Source organism: Frankia sp. CeD, from assembly GCF_000732115.1.
In the GTDB taxonomy this organism is placed as follows: Bacteria; Actinomycetota; Actinomycetes; order Frankiales; family Frankiaceae; genus Frankia; species Frankia casuarinae.
Window position 1 is genome coordinate 276142 of record NZ_JPGU01000001.1, and the last position, 22188, is coordinate 298329.

The 22188-nt window shown below is 72.1% G+C and carries 14 protein-coding genes; 6 read left to right on the plus strand and 8 right to left on the minus strand.

Annotated features, from left to right (window positions below; all coding sequences use genetic code 11):
• Positions 1 to 5 precede the first annotated feature (5 nt).
• Together CED_RS01075 and CED_RS01080 are read left to right on the plus strand one after the other, a co-directional pair.
• On the plus strand, positions 6 to 1301 hold the full coding sequence (locus tag CED_RS01075; RefSeq protein ID WP_035908200.1) for a DUF58 domain-containing protein: 1296 nt from the start codon (positions 6 to 8) through the stop codon (positions 1299 to 1301).
• A gap of 311 nt (positions 1302 to 1612) precedes the next feature.
• Positions 1613 to 2488: an ABC transporter substrate-binding protein gene (locus CED_RS01080; protein WP_011435210.1), complete on the plus strand. Its 876-nt coding sequence runs from the start codon at positions 1613 to 1615 to the stop codon at positions 2486 to 2488.
• Positions 2489 to 2518: 30 nt separating this feature from the next.
• On the opposite strand, the gene CED_RS01085 is transcribed toward CED_RS01080, so the two are convergent.
• Positions 2519 to 3529, minus strand: a complete 1011-nt coding sequence (locus CED_RS01085; protein WP_011435209.1) for a stage II sporulation protein M — start codon at positions 3527 to 3529, stop codon at positions 2519 to 2521.
• A 167-nt stretch (positions 3530 to 3696) separates the two neighbouring features.
• Here CED_RS01085 and CED_RS01090 point away from each other — a divergent pair, with 167 nt between their 5' ends.
• Positions 3697 to 4659: an RDD family protein gene (locus CED_RS01090; RefSeq protein WP_035908201.1), complete on the plus strand. Its 963-nt coding sequence runs from the start codon at positions 3697 to 3699 to the stop codon at positions 4657 to 4659.
• A gap of 718 nt (positions 4660 to 5377) precedes the next feature.
• Positions 5378 to 7621, plus strand: coding sequence for a transglycosylase domain-containing protein (locus tag CED_RS01095; protein ID WP_235186847.1), 2244 nt, complete (start codon positions 5378 to 5380; stop codon positions 7619 to 7621).
• 36 nt (positions 7622 to 7657) lie between these two features.
• On the opposite strand, the gene CED_RS01100 is transcribed toward CED_RS01095, so the two are convergent.
• The 4 genes from CED_RS01100 to CED_RS01115 all read right to left on the minus strand — a co-directional run bounded on the left by CED_RS01100 (position 7658) and on the right by CED_RS01115 (position 10975).
• Positions 7658 to 8806, minus strand: coding sequence for an SIS domain-containing protein (locus CED_RS01100; RefSeq protein WP_011435206.1), 1149 nt, complete (start codon positions 8804 to 8806; stop codon positions 7658 to 7660).
• 15 nt (positions 8807 to 8821) lie between these two features.
• The gene (locus tag CED_RS01105; protein WP_011435205.1) at positions 8822 to 9019 is read right to left on the minus strand and encodes a Trm112 family protein; all 198 of its coding nucleotides are present in this window, start codon (positions 9017 to 9019) and stop codon (positions 8822 to 8824) included.
• On the minus strand, positions 9019 to 10377 hold the full coding sequence (locus tag CED_RS01110; protein ID WP_035908203.1) for a phosphomannomutase/phosphoglucomutase: 1359 nt from the start codon (positions 10375 to 10377) through the stop codon (positions 9019 to 9021). The genes CED_RS01105 and CED_RS01110 overlap by 1 nt, the downstream gene beginning before the upstream one ends.
• 232 nt (positions 10378 to 10609) lie before the next feature.
• Positions 10610 to 10975 carry a DUF3499 domain-containing protein gene (locus CED_RS01115; protein ID WP_035908204.1) on the minus strand — a complete coding sequence of 122 codons (366 nt, stop codon included), beginning with the start codon at positions 10973 to 10975 and terminating at the stop codon, positions 10610 to 10612.
• 401 nt (positions 10976 to 11376) lie between these two features.
• Here CED_RS01115 and CED_RS01120 point away from each other — a divergent pair, with 401 nt between their 5' ends.
• Entirely contained in the window at positions 11377 to 11769 is a 393-nt protein-coding gene (locus CED_RS01120) for a metallopeptidase family protein (RefSeq protein ID WP_035908331.1), read from the plus strand.
• A 70-nt stretch (positions 11770 to 11839) separates the two neighbouring features.
• Complete coding sequence (locus CED_RS01125) at positions 11840 to 13141, plus strand: type I phosphomannose isomerase catalytic subunit (protein WP_035908205.1); 1302 nt, start codon at positions 11840 to 11842, stop codon at positions 13139 to 13141.
• Positions 13142 to 13280: 139 nt separating this feature from the next.
• Here the strand turns inward: CED_RS01125 and CED_RS24935 are convergent, their stop codons facing one another.
• From CED_RS24935 to CED_RS01145, 3 genes are all read right to left on the minus strand, one after another.
• On the minus strand, positions 13281 to 18422 hold the full coding sequence (locus CED_RS24935; protein ID WP_051868611.1) for a DUF5719 family protein: 5142 nt from the start codon (positions 18420 to 18422) through the stop codon (positions 13281 to 13283).
• Between the two features lie 27 nt (positions 18423 to 18449).
• The gene (locus CED_RS25960; protein WP_035908206.1) at positions 18450 to 19055 is read right to left on the minus strand and encodes a WhiB family transcriptional regulator; all 606 of its coding nucleotides are present in this window, start codon (positions 19053 to 19055) and stop codon (positions 18450 to 18452) included.
• Between the two features lie 448 nt (positions 19056 to 19503).
• The gene (locus CED_RS01145; protein ID WP_035908207.1) at positions 19504 to 22188 is read right to left on the minus strand and encodes a bifunctional FO biosynthesis protein CofGH; all 2685 of its coding nucleotides are present in this window, start codon (positions 22186 to 22188) and stop codon (positions 19504 to 19506) included.

Here is a 22188-nt window from a genome sequence, read left to right on the forward strand (position 1 = left end):
AAACGGTGGCGATCACCGGCCGTACCGTCGCACTGGCCCTGTTCGGGGCGCTGGTCGTCGTCCTGTCCCCCGCCCCGGGCCTGACCCTCGTGCTGGTCGACCTGGTGGTGGTGGGCTTGGTCGCCCTCGACCTCGCCCTGGCGGGTGGGGTCCGCACGCTGGAGTTCAGCCGCTCCGGACCGACCGCCGGGCGGCTGGGTCAGCCCGTTCCGCTGGTGCTCGGCGTCACGAACGGCGGCACCCGCACGGTGCGTGCCCACATCCGCGACGCCTGGCCGCCGTCCTCGGGGTCCCGGCCGCGGGAGCACCGGGTCACCGTTCCGGCGGGGGAGCGGCGCTTCCTGGAGACGACGCTGCATCCGACCCGGCGCGGCGACCGGGAGCCGTTCCGCATCACGATCCGTTCGCTGGGGCCACTCGGCCTCGCCGGCCGGCAGGGACGGCATCACTGCGCATGGCGGGTCCGAGTGCTGCCGCCGTTCACGTCACGCCGCCATCTGCCGGCCGCTCTCGCGCGGCTGCGGGAGGTCGAGGGCGAGGTCGCCATCCGCGGCGCGGGCGCCGGCTGCGAGTTCGACAGCCTGCGGGACTATGTGATCGGCGACGACGTTCGGCTGATCGACTGGCGGGGNACCGCCCGGCGCGGGACCGTCGTCGTCCGTACCTTCCGACCGGAGCGTGACCGCAGGGTCGTCTGCGTACTCGACACGGGTCGGACCTCGGCCGGGCGAATCGGCGATACCCCCCGACTGGACCACGCGCTCGACGCCGCGCTGCTGCTCACCGCGGTGGCGCTACGCGCGGGTGACCAGGTGGGTCTCGTGGCGCACGACAGCGTTCCTCGGATCACCCTGCCAGGCGGGCACGATCACGGGTTGCTCGCCCGGATGAGCGACGCGATGGCCACCCTGGAACCGGCCCTGATCGAGGCCGATCATGGCGGAATCGTGTCGACGGTGCTGCGCGGGACTTCGCGGCGGTCCCTGGTCGTCCTATTCACCGACCTGGTACCGGCGGTGATCGAGGAGGGGNTGCTCCCGGCTCTGCCGACGCTGGCCGCGCGGCACACTGTCGTGGTCGCGGCGCTGCGCGACCCGCGCGTGGACGAGATGACGACCGGCCGAGGTGACGTCCGTGAGGTGTACGCGGCCGCGGCGGCCGAACAGACTCTGCTGCGGCGACGGGAGCTCACCGAGACGCTGCGCCGCCGCGGGGTCGAGGTGGTGGACGCACCGCCGAGCGGCTACGCGGCGGCCGTCACCGACACCTACCTCACCCTGAAATCCCTCGGCCGGCTCTAGACGACTATCTCAGCGAAATCATCGAAGGTGATTTCGCGAGGTGCCGGCCGGGCCGGCCGGTGTCCCCGGATGGTTCCGTGGCGGTAGACGGTACTCTGACCAGCATGGTCCGGGGATGGCCGCTGCCAAGGCGGCGTCACGGGACATCGCACCGACCGCGTCGCGCCCTTGTCCAGGAGGCCGGTTTCCGCGGTTCTTGGCCGGCCGAGGCACACCATGCCCCTCCCACCGCCCGGCCCGAGGCCGGCGCGACCCGAGAGTCCGCGCTCCGGCGCCCATCCGCGAGGGTGGGGCATCTCAGGAGGTCTTCCATGCAACGCCCACGGCGGCCTGCCGCTCTCGCGCTGGTGGTCGCGGCGGTACTGGCACTCGCGTCCTGCGCGTCGTCGGGTGGTTCGACCCCGGGCTCGTCGGGCACCACCGGGTCGGCCTCCCTTCACCTGGTCAAGCCCGGCCAGCTGACCATCGCCACCGGCTCACCGGCATATGAGCCGTGGTTCGCCGACGGCAGACCGGAGAGCGGCCAGGGATTCGAGAGCGCAGTCGCCTACGCCGTCGCCGCGAAACTCGGTTTCACCGCGGCGCAGGTGCACTGGATGAACGTGCCGTTCAACAGTTCGTTCGCACCCGGCGCGAAGAACTTCGACTTCGACATCAACGAGATCTCGATCACGCCGGAACGGCGGCAGGCAGTCGACTTCAGCAGCGGCTACTACGACGTCGCGCAGGCCGTCGTGGCGCTCAGATCCTCACGTATCGCGCACGTGACGACTCTCGCCGGGCTGAAGAACGCCAAGCTCGGCGCCGCGATCGGCACGACGAGTCTGACCGCCATCAACAAGCAGGTGAAACCGGCAGCGCAGCCGGCCGTCTTCAACGACACCAACGAGGCCGAGACCGCGTTGGAGAACGGCCCGATCGACGGGATCGTCGTCGACCTGCCCACCGCGTTCAAACTGACCGCCACCGAGATCGAGAATTCCGTCATCATCGGTCAGTTTCCCTCGACCGGCGAGCCCGAGCAGTTCGGCCTGCTGTTCGAGAAGGGTAATCCGCTGGTGCGCAACGTCAACGCCGCGCTGGCGGAACTGACCGCCAGCGGCGAGCTCAGGAGGATCACCGAGCAGTGGCTTTCAACCACGGCCGGAGCCCCCGTTCTGAAAACCGATGGTGCTCGCCACCCATGAGATGGTGCCGGGTAGTCGGTGTACCCGCGCTCAGGCCACCGGGAGCAGGTCGGCGCCGCCGCGTCCGGTGTCGATGTCACCGGTCTCTCCGGCCGCGGCCGCCCGGCCGCCATACAGCCGGACGTAGGCGATGAAGCCGCCGAACGCTACCGCGCCGATCCCGATCCGGATCGCCGTGGGCAACCCCGACGGGGTCACGAACGCCTCGATCAGCCCGGAGGCGGCCAGCACGAGCGCCATCCCCATCGTGATGGCCACCGCCGCGCGCCCCTCGGCGGCCAAGGCCTCCACCCGCCTGCGCGGACCCGGCGCAATGATCGTCCAACCGAGACGCAGCCCGACCCCGCCCGCGACGAACACGACCGTGAGCTCCAGCAGGCCGTGCGGGAGGATCAGGCCGAAGAACTGCCCGCTCTCCCCACAGCTGGACATGTATCCGCCGACGACGCCGAGATTCAGCGCGTTCAGCAACATGACCAGCAGGGTCGGGAGACCCAGCAGCACCCCGGAGACCACCGCCTGCGCGGCCACCCAGGCGTTGTTCGTCCACACCTGGCTGGCGAAGGACGAGGCCGGATTCTCGGTGTAGTAGGACGCGAAGTCGTGGCGGCACAGATCCGCGACCGCGTCCGGCGCACGCAGGTTCGCCTGCACCTCGGCGTCGTGCACGACCCACAGACCGACGGCCAGCGCGACGAGCAGGGAACCGAGCGCCGTCGCGACAGCCCACCATCGGCGTTCGTACACGGCCACCGGAAACGTCACCGCGAAGAAACGGCCGACGACATGCCAGCCGGGGTCGGGTGCGCCGCCCACCGCCGCCCGGCCTCGCGCCACCAGGTTCGTCAGATCGTCGACCAGGGTCGTGTCGTACGACCGGCTGCGGATGACCGAGAGGTGGGTAGCCGTGCGCTGGTACAACTCGACCAGTTCGTCGAGCTCGTCCGGTGCCATCCGCCGCGGCCGGCCGGCCTTGTCGACGAGCCGACCAAGCCGGACCCATTCCGGACGGTGCACGGCGACGTACGCATCGAGATCCATGGCGGTCTCATCCTCCCAGCCCGTCGAGATCCTCCCAGACCTCGAGCCGCACGCGTCCGAACCGTCCTCACCGCCGTCGGCGGCACCACCCGGCGAGGAGGATCGAACCGGGCGGCGTAAGCCATAAGGTGATGTCCGGATACCCATCGAGGTCCCGGGGGGCCCAGATGAACCAGGTCGTCACGGGAAAGGGATCCGCCGGTCTCGCCGGCACGGGTGTCCTCACGGGTGAGGCGATCGTCACAGGTGAAGCGATCACCATCGAACTGCGGGTGGCTCGGCTGGGCTCCCGTCTGATCGCCGGCCTGCTCGACCTGCTCATCCAGCTCTACATCCTCTACGCGGTCGGCGCCGCGGCCCTGCTGATCGTGCGGCCCGACAACGACGCCCTGATCGCCGCGGTATTCCTGCTGGTCTACGTCGGCGTCGTGCTCGGGTATCCGGTCACCTGCGAGACGCTGACGCGCGGGCGGACCCTCGGCAAGATGGCCATGGGGCTGCGTGTCGTCCGCGACGACGGAGGTCCCATCCACTTCCGGCACGCGTTCGCCCGGGGTCTGGTCGGGGCGGTCGTCGAACGTCCCGGACTGCTACTGGGCCTGCCCGCGGTGATCAGCATGCTGGTGTCGAAACACGCGAAGCGGCTGGGGGACGTCTTCGCCGGCACGGTCGTCCTGCAGGCCAGCGTGCCGCGCCCTGGCGGAGCGCCGCCGTCCGTCCCGCCCCAGCTCGTCGGCTGGGCCGCCACCCTCGACCTCACCGGGTTGGATGATGCTCTGGCCCTGCGTGCCCGCCAGTTCCTCGGCCGGGCGCACGAGCTGTCCCCGCAAGCCCTCGAACGCCTCGGCAGCGGGCTGGTCCGGCAGGTGCGGGCCGTCGTGACACCACCGCCGCCGCTCGGCACGCCGGGCTGGGCCTACCTGTCCGCCGTGTTGGCCGAGCGAACCCGGCGTGCCTACCATCGGCTGACGGCGAACCGGCCGAGATCGATACCCTCTCCCGTCTTCTCCCCGTACCCGACGGCCCAGTACCCGACGGCCCAGTACCCGACGGCCCAGTACCCGACGGCCCAAGACCAATCCCCGCCACCCCCCTACCCCACGGCCCCGCAACCCCCGCCGGGCCGGTAACCCCCGCCGCCCTCACCGGTCCCCGGCAGGCAGCCAGCCCATCATCCGGCCGCACCCGCCCGGACCAGCCGGGACACGCACCATCAGATCCACACTTCCTTAACGTCTGCTAAACAATGTGGGGCGTACCGCACACACCGGACGTGGCGGCTGGTCCGCCGGTGAAACGCTCGTCTAGCGTTACCTAGGAATCAGACCGTCCGCACCAACCGCCTCGAACCCGGCGCGCACCCGCTGCCACGTCGCACCGGGTTCGAGGCGGTGATGCCGGTGAGCGACCAAGTGCCGGCTCACGCATGCTGGACAGGTCCCAGGAAGACTCCGGCCCTTGCGCCGGTCCACGGAGGGGGTGACGTTGACGTCTGTCGGACGGGAGTCGAGCACTCCATCTCAAGCCACCCCGCCCCCGCGCGCGAGCAAGCCGGCCCGGCCGGGTGTCCCGTCGCGCGCCGTCGCGCCGGAACGTGCCCCCGCCCCGCCCCGATCCGCCGCATCGCCCCGATCCGCCAGGCCATCCCGATCCGCCAGGCCATCCCGATCCGCCAGGCCGGGCAACGTGGCGAGCGGCGTCACCTATGCGGACGACGGCGCTTCCGCGCGTCGCTCCCCCGGCGGCACGGGCGACGGTCCGGCCGCAGCCGGCGCGGCCGGGGCCGGTGGAGCGGGTAGGCCGCTCAACCCCCGTCCGCCCGTGAACCGGCGTCGGGTCCTGAAGAAGATGGGGCTGACGGCGATCGTTCTGGGGCTGGTCGTCGCGTTGTTGTCCCTGCCGTTCGTCGGTGCGGTCGGCCTGTTCGCCAAGGAAAGCGCGGACCACTTCCTCGGGCTGCCCGGCGAGCTCGTCACGCCTCCGTTGCCGCAGAGTTCGACGATTCTGGCCGCCGACGGATCAGTGATTGCCACGTTGCGCGGCGCCGAGAACCGCATCGTCGTGCCCGGCAACGAGATCCCGAAGATCATGCGCGAGGCGATCGTCTCGATCGAGGACGCCCGCTTCTACAAGCACGGCGGCGTCGACCCACAGGGCGTCTTCCGCGCCGCGCTGCGCAACAGCGAGGCCGGCGGAGTCGCTCAGGGCGGTNCGACGCTGACTCAGCAGTACGTCAAGAACGTGCTGCTGCAGAACGCCCGCACCACGCGGGAGCGAGAGGTCGTGGCCGGAGACTCCCTGGACCGCAAGATCCAGGAACTCCGGTACGCCCTGGACATCGAGAAGCGGTTCTCCAAGGACGAAATCCTGGAGCGCTACCTCAACATCGCGTATTTCGGTGACGGCGCGTACGGGATCGGCACCGCCGCCGAGCACTACTTCGGGGTGCCCATCTCCCAGGTCACCCTCGAACAGGCGGCGCTGCTAGCCGGGCTCGTGCAGAGTCCGTCCCGGTACAACCCCGCAGCTCACCCGGAGGCCGCGCTGGCCCGGCGCAACACCGTGCTGGACAAGATGGCCGCCGAGGGGTATGTCTCTACCACCCAGGCGGAGGCGGCGAAGCAGCTGCCGCTGAACGTCGTGAAAGCCCCGCCGCCAGCCGCGGACTCCTGCGAGACGTCGTCGGCGCCGTTCTTCTGCGACTACGTGCGCTCCCAGCTGCGGGCGAGCCCGGCGCTCGGTTCCACCCTGGAGGAACGCAACCGACGCATCTACGAGGGCGGCCTGGTCATCAGGACCACTCTCGACCCACTGGTGCAGCAGGCGGCGCAGGACGCCGTCAACTCGACCATATCGCCGAGCAACCGGGTGTCGGCGACCGAGGTCGTCATCCAGCCCGGTACCGGCAACATCCTCGCCATGGCAGTGAACCGGGTGTACGGCTCGAACACAGCAGCCAACCAGACGGTGGTGCCGCTGCCGACCAACGCCACCTTCCAGCCCGGGTCGACGTTCAAGACCTTCGTGCTCGCCGCCGCGCTCGAACAGGGCTACGGCACCTCGACGGCCTTCTACTCCCCGGCCTGCTACGAGAGCAAGAAGTTCCCGTTGGACCGCGGTGAGGGCGACTGCCCCAGGGGTTTCTCGAACTCCGATCCCGCCGAGGCCGGCATCTACGACATCCCCAAGGGCACCTGGGACTCGGTGAACACCTTCTACGTGCAGCTCGCGGAGAAGACCGGCATCNCGGCGGTCCTGGAGATGGCCAAACGCCTGGGCGTCACACCGCCGAAGGCGGACAAGATCGGCTCCACCGACGGGGCCACCGCCATCGGTGGCGGCCAGTACATGTACGTTTCCCCGTTGCAGATGGCCGACGCCTACGCGACGATCGCCGGCGGCGGGGTGCGCTGCACGCCCCGCTTCGCCACCGGGGCCGTCGACTCCAGCCACGACCCGATCGACATCGCCCAGCCGCCGCAGTGCGAACAGGTACTCGCCAAGGGTGTCGCCGACACCGTGACCAGCGTGCTCGCCGGCGTCCCGCTCCACGGGACCGGGACCAAGGCGGCCATCGACCGCCCCTCGGCGGGCAAGACCGGCACCACCGACGAGTTCTCGGCCGCCTGGTATGTCGGCTTTNCCCCGCAGATCACCGCAGCGGTAGCCGTCGGCGATCCCATGGGAGCGGAGAGCCACCCGCTGCGGGGCGTCGTCGCCGACGGCCGGACCTGGCCCCGTGTCTTCGGCGGCGACCTGCCCGCGATCATCTGGAGCAAGTCGATGCGGGCCGCCCTAGCCAACCAGCCGGTAGTCCCGTTGCCCGGTGCCGATCCGACCGTCGCGCGCGGCATCAAGGGAGGTCTGCAGAACACCCCGCCAGCGCCGGCACCCGGTCAGGGCCTCGGCGACCTGTTGCAGAACCTGGGTCAGCAGATCTTCCCTGGCACGGGCGGGCAGCCGCAGGGAGGCGGCACCCCGCTCGGCCAGCCCGGCACGGACCAGAGCGGGCAGAACCAGGGACAGCCGCAGCAACCCCAGAACGGCGCCGAACCGGGATCCGGCAGAGGGGATCAGCCTGCCGCCCACTAGCCCGCCTTCCGGCGGTCTGTCAGCGCCTGAGGTCTGTCAGCGCCTGAGGTCGTGGGCGGCGGGTACCTGCACGGGATCGACCCCGAGCGCCAAGGCGAGATAAACGGCCGTGTAGTCGAACAGGCCGATGAGTGAGGCGAGCCGTTCCAACGGCCCGCCGCCGTCGGCGCGCAGTTCGGTGACGCCGACGCCTCGCTCGGCCGCCACCGCCACCGCCGCCTCGGCCTGCCGGGCGACATCCGGACGTTCGACGTCGGGATCGCGCAGCAGGACCAGGCGGAGCCGGATCGACTCGTCCTCCTCGGCGCGGTCGCGGAAGAAGTCGTCGAGGTCGTCGCGCGCCGGGTCGCCAGCCGCCGCGAGACCCGCCCCGAAGGCACCGTCGAACAGCGCGACCTGGTGGCGGGCGGGATGCGGCAGCGCCCCGGCGATGGCCGGATACTTCGCGCTCGTCGCGAGCTGGGTGACGGCACGTTCGGCCACCACGTTCGTCACCGGTGAGGTTCCCCAGATGAGCGGCAACGTACCGGCCAGCTCGAGCGCGAGCGTCTTCGCCGGATTGACGAACGACTCGCTGGACGAACGGCAACGGGTCGCGACGTCCTCGAGGCGGACGGCGGCCGCCTCGATCGCCTCGTCCGCCACCCGCGCGATACCCAGGGCCCGGGCGACGATGATCAGTGGCAGCGACAACGACCACAGGACGGCACGAGCGGGCCGCTCCGCCGAAGTCACGACGAGGGGCGCACCGGCCACCCCGGCCAGGTAGGCCAGGGGGGTGTCGGCAGGGGCGACCACGGCCACCCGCGCGCCGCGCCGGTTCGCCTCCTCCACCGCCGAACAGGTCTCCGCGGAGGCACCGGACGCCGACACCGCGAGGACGATGTCGGCCACCCCCACCCAGCCCGGAAGGCCGTAGGTGTGGTGACCGATGACGGGCACCGGGCTGGCCGGCCCGGCGACGGCGGCGAGCACCTCGGCGGCCAGCGCCGCGCCGCCCACACCCACCACGACGACCGCCCGGGGCCGTCCGTCGGCGGCGAGGCGACCGACCCCGGCCTCCTGGGCGAGGGTGGCACCGCGACGGACCTGGCGGGCGGCGGAGGCGATGTGCGGCAGGAGACCGCCGGCGTGACCGGCGTCGATCCGGGCGGTGTCGTCGAGGATCGCCTCGTCGAGATACACGTCGAGGCCGCGGCGTCAGTTCGACGCCGACGCGCCGGAGAACGGGATCGCCTCGTCGAGCAGCATCACCGGGATGTCGTCCCGCACCGGGAACGCCAGGTCGCAGGCGAGGCACACCAGCACGGGGGCGCCGCTCAGCTCGTCGGGCCGCAGCTCACCGTGCTTGCTGCACGGGCAGACAAGGATCTCCAACAGCAGCGGGTCGAGACTCATCAGGCTTCCCTTCCGCTCCGGATCCGAGCGAGGATCTCGTCGCGCAGCCGGTGCATCGTGGCGTCGTCGGGCCCCTCCACATTGAGCCGCAACAGCGGCTCGGTGTTGGACGGGCGGAGGTTGAACCAGGATCCGTCCGAGAAGGAGATCGTCAACCCGTCCAGGTGGTCCACGTCGGCAGCGTCCGGCGCGTACGCCTTCTCGATCACGTTCATCGCCGCCGCGGCGTCCGCGATCTCGGAATTGATCTCACCGGACGCGCTGTAACGGGCGTACCCCCCGAGCAGCTCGGACAGCGGCCGGTCCTGGCTGCCCAACGCGGCGAGCACATGGAGCGCGGCGAGCATGCCGGAGTCCGCTCGCCAGAAGTCGCGGAAGTAGAAGTGACCGGAATGCTCGCCACCGAAAACCGCGCCGGTACGGGCCATCTCGGCCTTGATGAACGAGTGGCCCACGCGGGTCCGGACCGGGACCCCCCCGCGCTCGGTGACCAGCTCGGGGACCGCCCGGCTGACGATGACGTTGTGGATGATCGTGCCCCCCGGCTCCCGGGCCAGCTCGCGATCGGCCACCAGGGCGGTGATGGTCGACGGAGAGACGATCTCCCCCCGCTCGTCGACGACGAAGCAGCGGTCGGCGTCGCCGTCGAAGGCCAGGCCGATGTCGGCTCCGGAGCTGCGGACGGCGGCCTGCAGGTCCCGCAGGTTCGCCGGCTCGATCGGGTTCGCCTCGTGGTTCGGGAAGGAGCCGTCCAGCTCGAAGTAGAGCGGGATCACTGTCAGCGGCAGCCCGGTGAAGGTGGCCGGGACGGTCAGCCCGCCCATGCCGTTGCCCGCGTCCACGGCGACCGTCAGCGGCCGGATCTGCGCCAAGTCGACCAAGGTGCGCAGATGACGCACGTAGGAGNCCAGCAGGNCCCGCCGAGCCACGGTGCCGCGACGACCGGGACCGGCGGGAATGCCCGCCTCGATCATCGCGCGGATGTCGGCGAGCCCGGTCTCCTGGCCGATGGGTGCCGCGCCGGCCCGGCAGAGCTTCATGCCGTTGTACTTCGCCGGGTTGTGCGACGCGGTGAACATCGCACCCGGAATGTTCAGCGAACCGGCGGCGAAGTAGAGCAGATCGGTGGATCCCAGCCCGGCGGCGATCACGTCCGCGCCCTGGCTGGCCGCCCCTTCCGCGAAGGCCTCGGCGAGCGGGACCGACGACTCCCGCATGTCGTGCGCGGTCACGATCCGCGGGGCGCCGAGCAGCCGCACGAAGGCGGCTCCGGTGGCTCGGGCGACGTCGGCGTCGAACTCCGCCGGCACCACGCCACGCACGTCGTACGCCTTGAAGATCCGCGAGAGGTCACGCATCCCTTCCAACCCTTCTCCCTGGTGTCCCCCGGCACCGGGTGAATGGTGCCTCCCGGCCGCGCGGCCACTACTGCGACCGGCTCGGTTGACCTTATCCGCCGGGTCCGACACCGCTGGAACCGCGTCCGGGCGAACTCGCGCCGAACCACTCGCCGAACCACCGGTACCAGGACAAACGGAAGATCGGGACGACCACCTGACCGGGACGGCCAAGAGGTGGGAGCGCTCCGGATCAGGACGGGCTGGGAACGGCCCGCAGGTGACCCCGCCGGCCACCCGGGGGTGGGGCCTGCGGACCCTGCGGGGGCTCCGGCCCTCCCCGCCGGGACGCCTCACGCACGGCGTCCGCGAGGGCCTCCAGATCGTCCCCGGCCACCTCACGACCCCCCTCACGGGGTGCCTCGGCCTCGAGCCGGACCACAGCCCAGCCAAGCGGCACGGTGAGCCGATCCGCGTGGGTGCCGCACAGATCGTAGGAGTGTGGTTCGACGTACGGGGAGAGCGGGCCCAATACCGCCGTGGATTCCGCGTAGGCGTACGTGAGCGTGGCGACCGCGGCTGCGGAACAGGCCGAGCGGGAGCAGCGCCGAGGCTTCACGTTCCGGACGGTAGCCCCCGGAACGGACGACGGCCACCACCTCGGGTCGTGTCGCGTGGCGCGACGACTAATCGTCACGCGGCGTCGACCATGCCANCGCGGCCCGCATACAATATCCCTCGTTCAGCACGTATCCAGAGCGATTTTGAGATCATGGACCGTCCTCGAGCTGGTAGCGATGGGGGATGGAGCGCAGGGATGTGACCGGAACCGTCGTTGCCGCGCCCACGGATCGGCGCACCACTCCGAGCGATGCCGGAAGCGGCGCGGAGTTCACCGCGATCGACGGACGACCGTCCATCCTTGAACGCTACGCTGACAGGGTGACCGAGCCCGAGCGGTTCCCGGCAGTCGCCCGGCCGATCCCGCCACGGCGCCGGCGCGACCGGCGCGGCCGTGGCATCCGGGGCACTCTCCTTCCGCCGGACGTGCCCGCCTACGCCACCCGCGGCGACCGCTTCGACGATCTCGTCTTGGACGCCGTCGAGCATCTCGACCACCGGTGGTCCACTGAGCTCGCGGACGTCGAGTTCGCCGTCGAGGACGTACCGCCGGTGGCGGTGACCGATGACGAGATCCCGCTCGCCCATTACCAGCCGGCCGGCGGCAAGGGTCGGTCGGGAACCCCGCGACGCATCGTCGTCTACCGCCGCCCGATCGAGGCGCGGGCCGTCGACAGCGAGGACCTGGCCGAGCTCGTCCTCGATGCGATCATCCACGAGANGGCTGAGATGANGGGGGTCGNCCCCGCCGTGATCGACCCGGAGGGCCACGGCTGGGGCGACGAGGAATAGCGAGCAACAGCGAGGAACAGCCGAGCCGCGGTGGCTGGCCGGCCGCAGGACACCCACCACGAGGGAGACCGTGACCACCAGGAACGAGCCCGCTCGGGCGACGGCATCCGGCGCCCGGGTCCTGCCACTGCACGGTCAGGCGCAGTCGTACGCCTGGGGGTCCCCAACCGCGATTCCGAACCTGCTCGGGGCGGCCGCGACCGGTGAGCCGGTCGCGGAGCTGTGGCTCGGCACCCATCCGGTGGCGACGGCCCTCGCCGAGGACGACGGCATCCGCCGTCCGGCCACCGACCTCGTCGGTCAGCTGCCGTTTCTGCTCAAGGTGCTGGCCGCCGAGAAGGCGCTGTCGCTGCAGGTGCACCCGGACCTGGCGCAGGCCCGGGCCGGCTTCGACGCGGACGACGCGGCCGGTCTCGGCTTGGGCGATCCACGTCGACGTTACCGTGACCGGAATCACAAGCCCGAACTGATCGTCGCGCTGTCCCCGTTTCGGGCTCTCGCCGGCATGCGTGATCCCGGCCGGACCCTCGCCATCGTCGCCCGGCTGGGCTCACCGGCCCTCACCGCCGCCTTCCGACCACTGGCCGACGATCCCTCGGGCGGCGCCGCACAGGTGCTCCGCTCCCTGCTGACCATGCCGCGCGAACCCGCCCGTGACCTCGTTCGCGGCCTCGTAGCGACGGCCCGCCGGCTCGCCGCCGGCCCGTACGGCGCGGCAGCGCCGACGGCGCCGGGGCCGCCCAGCGCCGAAACGGACGACACGGCGACGGACGGGGCCGCGGTGGACGGCGCCGAAGCCGATGACGTCGCGCGGGCGGCCGATCTGATCGGTCTGCTCGCGGCCGCGCACCCGGGCGACGTCGGGATCGCGGCCGCCCTGTTGCTGAACGACGTCACCCTGCGCCCCGGGGAGGGGCTCTTCCAGCCCGCGCGGCTGCTCCACGCCTACGTCTCCGGCCTGGGTATCGAGATCATGGCGGCCTCGGACAACGTGCTGCGCGGCGGGCTCACCCCCAAGCACATCGATGTCGACGAGCTCCTACGCATCCTCGATCCCACTCCGAGCGCGGCACCGATCCTCATGCCCCGTACCCTCGCGGTCTCCTCCGGTGGTCTGCTCCGCGGCTGGGATGTCCCCGTCGGGGACTTCGCCCTCACCGAGGCGATCTGCACCGGGGGTGCCCTGGACGTGGGACGGCCCATGCTGCTGCTGGCCATCGAGGGTGCGGTCCGGGTGACCGGCACCGCCGACGACGGGACGACCGTCGCCCCGGTGGAGTTGCGCGGGGGCCGGTCCGCCCTGCTGGCCGGATCCGCCGCGTTGACCCTCACCGNCACCGGTCGGGTCTTTCTCGCCGCTTCCGGCCGCTGACGGGCGACGCCACCGACAGGGCGGGGTGCTGACGGCCCGGAAGACCGGAAACGTCACGANCCNCCCGCACGTCCTGGGAGGACGCCGACCGGTGCCCGGCCCGCCACGAGGCGAAGGTCGAAGGTCGGCGGACACAGGCCTAGCCGCGCTGATACAGGACGGTGGGATCCTCGATGGAGACCGGAGCGTCGAGGAGCCTCGACGCCCCCCACAACGGAACGACGGTGGAGATGCTCCGCGGCATCACGGGCTTGGGCATCCCGAAGGTCGACGACGCGGCGGTCGACGACGCGGCGGTCGACGACGCGGAGCCGGTGGAGCCGGAGGAACCGGAGGGGGTAGGCCCACGGGGCGGATCCCCGGATACCCGGCCCTCCCCCGGCGTACCGGGGGGAGGGCCGATCACGGCGGTGGCCTCCAGCGGGCCGCCGACCGCGACAAGCCGTCCACCGGCCCGTCCGATCGGCATGCGGGCAGTCGCGACGGTGCCCGGCCGTACCCGTACCAGCTCGCCGTCGATCCACGCCGTGACCGCTCCCGCCGGAGCTGCGAGCACGACGACGCCGGTCGCGCCGGGCGGCACCGGTGGGAGGGAGACGACCGCGTCCGGCGCGGATCCCGCCCCGGCGGCCAGCCCCGTCGGCCCGGAGAGGCCGACCGCCTGGCCGTACGCGTCGAGCCCGCGCGGGTCGAGCGGAGGATCAAGGCTGGTGGCGCCGACCCAGGTGGATCCGCCGGCCGAGCCGGTCGACCGCTCTCCCGCCCGGCCCGACGGTGCGGCCAGTCCGGCGAGCACCGGTGCGTCATCGGCCGATTCGACCAGGACCGCCGAGGCGGCGCCCGCCGGCAGCGGCACGGGCGTGGTGATCGCACCCGTGGCGGGCACGACGACGGCCTCCAGGCCGATCGGCGTGTGCCGACCCGTACCCGTGAGGACCGTGATGCGCACCGTGGCCTCCCGCAACGGTGCGGCGAGCACCAGGTGCGCCGTCGAGGACGCTGACCCCGCCGGGACGACGACCCCGCCAAGCAGGAGACGCCGGGCCGGGGCGGAGGTGCTCGGGACAAGGCTCACCGGATCCGCACGCCCCGCCCGGTCCGTCCCCGGCACCGAGTCCGTACGCCCCGCGCTGGGCCGGTCCGCGACCCAGGTGAGAACCCGGCCGGAGCGCACCTGGACGTCGAGCGCGGTCGCGGTGGCCTCCGGTGCGAGGGAGGCGAGTCGCCGGATCACCGCGTGCTCCGGGGGCACGGTGATGTCCTGCGGCGACGTCGCCGGTCCGTCGGAAAGCACCCGCACGTTGATCAGGGCCGGTTCATCTGCCAGATTCGACCAGATCACCACCGGATCCCGACCGGCCACGGTCGATGGTCCGGTGAACCAGACCCGGGCCCGGGACGGCTCGCAACGCGCCTGAATCGGCCCGACGCCGTCCATTGACCCGACGCCGTCTTTGTCCCGGGCCGTCACGGTGGCCGACAGTCCCCCGGCGGACGCACCCTGGGCGGTCACCAGGATCGATCCGCGGCTGCCCGCCACGCCGGTGACGGCGCTGCTCTCCGAGGGCCGCGGAAGGTCCAGGTGACGTCGACCACGGGCGTCCATCCGTAGTCCAAGCCCTTTGGTTGGAACCTCGGACCCCACCGTGGACACCCGCACCCGGCCCGTCGGTCCACCGCCGGCGGCCACGTCCAGGCCGAGCGAACGGGCCCGCCCGCCCGGCCCGTCCGGATCGGGTGCCACCAGCGTCAGGTCCGGGCAGGCCAGCATGGCGCCTGACAGCGGCCAGATCCGTCCCTTCCCGGCACCGGTGCTGGTGCTGGTGCTGGTGCTGGTGCCGGTGCCGGTGCCGGCGAGGAACGCCCCGGTCAGCCCGAGCAGTCCGAGGACCGCCAGCGGCAGCACCGTCCGCGAAACGACCGTCCGCGAAACGACCACGACGTGACACGACGGCCGCTGGTATGACGGCCGTTCGACCTTCCCGACCCGCCCCGGCTGCGTCGCAGCCGGGGGAGCCATCCGCCGCGACCGCATGACCGGGATTCCCAGCATGACCGGGATTCCCAGCAGGACGAGCGCGGCGAGTGCCGCAGCCTGGCCCACCACTGCCCGGTGGGGTGAAGTCCGGTCGTGGTCGATGCGGAGCCGACCGCCGTCGGGCGGCAGTTGGAATCCGGCTGCCCAGCCCCACGCCCGGAACGGAGCCAGCGGCCGGCCTTCCAGCCACGCGTGCCATCCGGCATCCGCCGGCACGGCGAGCACCAGGCAGCGTGCCGGGCCGGACCGGGCTGCGAGGGCGGGCAACCGCTCGCCGGAGGCCAACCGACGTACCGAGGAGGGCGCTGGCGGCAGCGGCGCCGAGAGGAGGGGAGGAACACCCGGCGCCGTACCGATCGGGCGGGTTGTCGGCCTCGTCGCCGCGGGAGCGGAGTGCCGCGCCACCGGCTCACGACGATCGGCCCGATCGGACTCCATCACCCAGGCCAGGGGTCCGCCCGCCCACCCGGATGCGTCCGGTCGCGGCGCGCCGGCCCCACCGGGCTCTCCCAAGGCCGTCGCACCACGGGCCGCAACGGCGGGGCGCCAGAGGATCGCCCCCGGGCGGGGACGATCCCGGATCAAGGACGGCGTCGCGTCCAGGCGGGCGACGAGCTGAGAGGCCGAGTCGACCGTAGGTACAGCGACCGATGTCACGCCCAGAAGCGGGAGCCAGCCGGCTGCCCGGCCACCGTTGGTGGCGAGGTCCGCGACCATGTCGGCGAGGAACCGGCCGGACCGCCGCGGGGTGCGGGCGCCGGCCTCGGGAAACGTCGGCCCGGACGCGGAGGCCAGGGTGTACCGGATCGTTCTGGCCGAGGCCGGTTGGTGCAGGACGAGGACGCGGGCACCCGGCCCGGCGGCGCGGGTCACGGCCGCGACCGCGTGGGCGAGGGCGGACCCCTCGACGCCGGCCGGGTTCGCCCCTGTGGTGTCGCCGGGCCGGGCCACGTCCACGGCCAGGAAGCGGGCGGCAAGGATCAGCGGCCCGACGAGGAGGAGCAGCGTCACGGGAAGGACCACCAGCACGGCCGTGCGCCGCCGGCGGCCCCGCTCCCGGCCCGCGAGGCGGCCGAACAACCAGCAGGCCAGACATCCACCGACGAAGCCGGCCACATCGGCCCTGGGTCCGCTGTCCGCACCGGCCAGCAGGGCCAGGGAGTACTGGGGCAACCGGGCCAGGGTGATCGCCGATTCGGTGAGGACAGCGACGGGATCCACCCGCAGGTCCGGAAGCACCGGTATGATCGTCGCGAGCAGAGCGACGATCATACCGGGCAGCCTGGACCGCGCGGTCAGGAACGCGACGACGACCAGGCCCGCCCAGGCGATGGCCAGCGTCGACGGGGCGCAGGCGATGAACCCGACCAGACAGATCGCGAGCGTCCACACCGGCCGGCCCGGCGCCCCACCGACGCCAAAGCCGGAGCCGNCCCGCCGGTCCCGCAGGACCGCGTCGGCGGCGGCGAGCACCAGGGGAAGGCCGATCACCGCGCCCACGGTGTCGGTGCGGCCGGCGAGGACCGACCCGGTCATCACCGGGTTCAACCCGTAGCCGGCGGCGAGCCCGAACCGGGCGATCGGATGTGGTCCCAGCTGGGCGAGGGCCCGGTAGACGCTCAGGCCCGCGAGCGCCGGGCCGGCCGCCAGCAGGATCCAAGCGGCCGGCGCCGGCCTCCCCCCCAGCAGAGTGGCTGCCGCGGCGAGCAGCGCGGTGAAAGGGGGTGCCGGCCTAGGACCACTCAGAGGTCCATCGGGCGCCCCCGCCCATCCAGACCACACGGCCGACCACAGGTTCCGGCTGCCTGCCGGGAGCGGCAGGCCCCCGCCGAGCATGTCCGCCGGCATCCCCCGCATGGCCAGGAGCCCGACGGCACCCAGCAGGGCCGCCAGGGTCGTCGGCGGCCAGGCCGGCCGGCGCGGGTGCACATCCGGTCTGGGCCCGGTGACCATCAAGGTGGTGTCGGCGACGTCTTCGGCGGCTCCGGCCCGATCAAGGAGATCATCGGCGCCGGCTCCGCGCCGCCACGGCAGGCGGGCCGGGAACAACGGGCGGACGGCCCGATGCGGCACCGCCCACGTGCGGGCGGCGCGCCGACGCATCCGGCGCAGCTGCCATGGCCGCCCCAGCACGGTACCGGCGAGCGTGAGCTCGGCGAGCGCCGCCCGGCGTCGGCCGCGCAGGAGCAGGCCGAGGGTGCGCACGACCGTTCCGACGAGCAGGGCGACCACCATCGCCGGAAACAGCACCGTCGCCGTGTTCGCCAGCCGGACCCGTAGAACCCCCGCGCGGTCGGCCGATGCCCTGGGGAAGGCCGGCCCCCCGGAAAAGGCTGAGGCCGAGGTCACGGTCACCGTGGCCGACGGGACGACGACGACCCGTAGGCCGGCACGGGCCACCCGCCAGCCGAGATCGATGTCATGACCACCATCGAGCTCGGGGTCGAGTCCACCCAGCAGTCGCCAGACCACCGCCCGCACGAGCATGCCCGAACACGCGACGGCGAGGACGTCACGTACCCCGTCACACTGTCCATGATCATCATAGTCCGGGCGAATTCCGGGATGCCGTCGCCCGGCCCGGTCGACGCTCACCCCGGCTTCAACCNCCCGGGGTCTCGTCACCGGCCGGGACCGCGCACCTGCCGGTCCAGCGGAACCGCCCGCTCCGGCGGGTGGGACGAATTCGGCGGGTGGGGCGGATTCCGGAGCGCGGGCGAGCAGTTTGGGGCCGAGGACGGCGGCGCCCCGGTCCAGCCGGGCGTAGGCCAGCAGGGTGTGCAACGCGCCCGGGGTGGGGATCGCGGTGTCGTCGAGGAGCCAGACGAATCCGTGCTCCGGTGGGTTCCCCAGCCGAGCCAGCCCCACGGCTACGGCGGCGCCGAACGGTGTGGCGGACGGCACCTCTACGACGAGGGGCTCGGCGACCGGGTCACCGGCCTGAGCATCCGCGCCGTCGGTGCCCGGGTCGACGGGATGGTCGGCGGACGGGAGGCGACCCTCCCCGTCCAGGGGAGACGCGCGTTGCCGGGGAACGCATCCCCCGCCACCGAGCCGCACCTCGACGACCCGGTCCGGCGGTCTGGTCTGGGCACGCAGGGCGGCCCGGACCTGGGCGGCAACGTCGGGTCCACCACCCCCTCGACCGAGCACGCAGACCGCGACGACCGGCGGCCCCGCGTCATCGGCCACGGTCACCGCGGCGACCGTGGCCGCCTGTGACCTGCCCGGATCGCCCGTCATGCGCCGACCGCCGGTCACCGGTCGGGATCAGACCGCTCGGCGTCGCTGCTTGCGCCTCTCCCGCTCGGACATGCCGCCCCAGATCCCGAACCGCTCGTCGTTCTCCAGCGCGTACTCCAGGCACTCGGCCCGGACCTCACAGCCCGAGCAGATGCGCTTGGCCTCGCGGGTCGAGCCGCCCTTCTCCGGGAAGAACGCCTCGGGATCGGTCTGCGCGCACAGCGCGCNTTCCTGCCACTCCATCGCCTCGCCGAGAAGGTCCCCCATCCCCAGATCGATCACCTGGGCGAGGGCGGACCTCCCGGCCGATCCACCAAGATCCTCCAAGTCCTCGGTCTCGGCCTCGTCAGCCTCGTCGACATCGTCAGCCTCGTCGACATCGTCGATGTCCTCGACGGAATCGTCCTGGATGTCCTCGACGAGGTCGGTGCCCTCGGCGACGGACCGACCGGTCAACTCGGGGAGGGCGGGAGCGGCCGTGGCCGGCACCCGCGCCCGCGGGACCGTTTCGGATGTGGCCCGGGTGTGCCGTTCGGTGAGCACCCGCTCAGGGTGATCAGCGAACGGGTCATGCTCAGCGGGACGCTCGACGTCCGCGAGGACAGTGTGGACGCCCGCGTCGGCGTGCTCCATGTGGACTCCTCCAGACCCGTCGCGGTGCGGTCGGCCACCCCTGGGCGCCGGCGCGCAGGTGACTAGTTTCCNCACCGGTCAGGCGACGCACTACCGCACGAACCCCGCCAGCGGGGGGAATGACACGCCGGTAATTACACGCTCCAGACTCGATCGCGTCAACCCCACCGTCGCAACATCTTCTACAACCAGCGATGAGACCATAGCTCACAGTCACTACAGCCTGTCGCCGAGGGTCCACGCAACCCTCCCTTCCGTCACTCTGCGCGATCAGACGGGTCGCGGCAACGGCATTATCCCGCCCANATCNAAAGGGNANAANCCCCNAAAAGGGCAGGTCTGAGCTNGGGNAACCGCCGCAGGCGCATACCGATCAGCCGCCAGACCCGGCAACCCCAGCCTATTCGACTACGGAGAGTAGTTTTTGGTGATCAGAACTTGGCGGGTGTCAGGACACCACCGGCAGCATGGCCCGGACGGTGCGGCCCCGGGCAGCGCGAAAGCGCTCGTCAGGGATCCGGCCATACGTGGTGGTGCGTTGCCGAGCGGGACGACCCGCCCCCGCGGCCACCTCCTCGAGTTCGGCCACGGAGCGCCGCGAGCCGTGCTGCGAGCCGGCCATCCGACTGATCGTCTCCTCCATCAGCGTGCCGCCGATGTCGTTCGCCCCACCGGTGAGCACGGCCCGACAGCCCTCCACCCCGAGCTTGACCCAGGAGCACTGGATGTTGTCGATCGAGCCGTGCAGCAGAATGCGCGCCATCGCGTNCACAGCCCGGTTCTCCTGGCGGGTGGGGCCGGGACGAGCGACACCGGCCAGGTAGATCGGCGAGCTGTGATGGACGAAGGGGAGGGCCACGAACTCGGTGAAGCCGCCGGTGGAGTCCTGGATGCGCCGTAGCAGGCGCAGATGGGCCACCCAGTGTGCGGGGGTGTCCACGTGCCCGTACATCATCGTGGCCGAGGAGCGCAGGCCGACCCGGTGCGCGGTGGTCACCACCTCGACCCAGCTCGCCGCGGGCAGCTTGCCCTTCGTCAGCACCCAACGGACATCGTCGTCGAGGATCTCCGCCGCGGTGCCGGGGATCGTGTCGACGCCGGCCTCACGGGCCGCGGTGAGCCAGTCGCCGATCGACAGGCCGGTGCGGGTGACGCCGTTGAGAACCTCCATCGGCGAGTAGGCGTGCAGATGCAACCCCGGCGCCTGCCGCTTGATCTCACGGGCAAGATCGAAGTACGCGGCGCCCGGTAGATCGGGATGGATCCCGCCCTGGACGCAGACCTCGGTCGCGCCGACCGCCCAGGCCTGCGCCGCCCGGCTGCCCACCTCGTCCAAGGACAGCGTGTAGGCGTCGGCGTCCCCACGGCGTTGCGCGAACGCGCAGAACCGGCATCCGGTGTAGCAGACATTGGTGAAGTTGATGTTGCGGTTGACGACGTAGGTGACGTCCTCGCCCACGACGTCGCGGCGCAATCCGTCCGCGAGCGCGCAGAGCTCCTCCAGGGCGGCGCCGTCCGCGCCGAACAGGGTCAGCGCCTCGGCGTCGGTGATCCCGGCCGGATCGGACCCGGCGTGGCGCAGGGCGGCGAGCATGTCGGGGTCGATCCGCCGCATGGCACCGGCACCGGCAGCCGCGCCGGCCCGGCTCGCGATGGCCCGGCTGCCCGTGCCGACGACTCCGTCAACCCCCGTCCCGGCCGCGCTGACCTGTGCCCGAAGCGACTCCCAGTCACCGTAGACCGTGTCGAAGTCCGCCCGTTTCTCGCTGCGGCGCCCGACCGTGTCGACCGCGGCGTGCAGATCGGTGCGGCCGGTGTCAGCGAGTCCGCCGTCGGGCTCCTGCCAGGGGCGGCCGACCGGGAGCACGCCGTCGGCGAGCAGGCCGTCCACGCCGGCCAACGCCCCGACGTGTCCGGCCAGGCGCGGGTCGATCCACGGTTCACCGAGATGGGAGGGGTAGACGGTGAGCCGGGGCCGCAGCGTGAACCCGGCCTGCGCCGTCACGGCCGCCAGGACGTCCAGGTCCGGCCAGGGCCGCTCGGGGTTGACGTGGTCGGGGGTGACCGGGGAGACGCCGCCCCAGTCGTCGATGCCGGCCGAAAGCAGCAGGGCGCACTCCACGGTGTCAACGAGGNTCGGCGGAGCCTGCACCCGCATCGTGGGGCCCAGCACCAGCCGGGTGACCGCGACGGCCGCGGCCAACTCCTCGGCACCGACGTCGGGCGCGGAGCGCATCGCGGTGTCGTCCTTGGCGCGGAAATTCTGGACGATCACCTCCTGGATCGACCCATAGCGGCGGGCCAGACCTCGAAGCTCGAAGATCGTCTCGGCCCGCTCCGTCCGGGTCTCCCCGATGCCGAGCAGCAGGCCGGTCGTGAACGGGATCGACAACCGCCCGGCGTCGGTGAGGACCCGCAGGCGGACGGCCGGGTCCTTGTCGGGTGATCCGTAGTGCGCCCCGCCCGGCTCCGACCACAGGCNNGTCGCGGNCGTCTCCAGCATCATCCCCATCGACGGGGCCACCGGCTTGAGCCGGGCGAGTTCCACCCAGCTCAGTACACCCGGGTTGAGGTGCGGAAGCAGACCGGTCTCCTCCAGCACGGCGATCGCGACGGCACGCAGGTAACCCAGCGTCGAGTCGTAGCCGTGGGCGTCGAGCCATTCCCGGGCCGCCGGCCACCGATCCTCGGGACGATCACCAAGCGTGAACAGCGCCTCGGCGCAGCCCGCCGCGGCGCCCGCCCGGGCGATGCCGAGCACCTCGTCCACCGTGAGGTAGGGGGCGGGCAACCGGTGCGGCACGGTGGCGAAGGTGCAGTAGTGGCAGCGGTCCCGGCACAACCGGGTCAACGGGATGAACACCTTCGGCGAGTAGGTGACGACACCCGGCCGCCCGATCGACGCCAGACCCGCGTCGCGGACCCCGGCCGCCGAGCGGCACAGGTCCGCGAGGTCATCGCCGCGCGCGGCCAGCAGAATGGTGGCCTCTACCACGTCGAGCGTGGCGCCGTCCCGGGCCCGGCGCAGCGCCCGGCGTAGCGCCGACGGGGACGGTGGGGAACTGGATTCGGCACCGCTGGATTCGGCACCGCTGGATTCGGCACCGCTGGATGTCGCCGCCGTACTCATCAT

What these genes read in the sequence shown, in the direction of transcription:
- CED_RS01085 (WP_011435209.1), bottom strand. Translation starts at nt 3,529, where the DNA reads ATGGATCTCGATGCGTACGTCGCCGTGCACCGTCCGGAATGGGTCCGG.
- CED_RS01105 (WP_011435205.1), bottom strand. Translation starts at nt 9,019, where the DNA reads ATGAGTCTCGACCCGCTGCTGTTGGAGATCCTTGTCTGCCCGTGCAGC.
- CED_RS01090 (WP_035908201.1), top strand. Translation starts at nt 3,697, where the DNA reads ATGAACCAGGTCGTCACGGGAAAGGGATCCGCCGGTCTCGCCGGCACG.
- CED_RS01080 (WP_011435210.1), top strand. Translation starts at nt 1,613, where the DNA reads ATGCAACGCCCACGGCGGCCTGCCGCTCTCGCGCTGGTGGTCGCGGCG.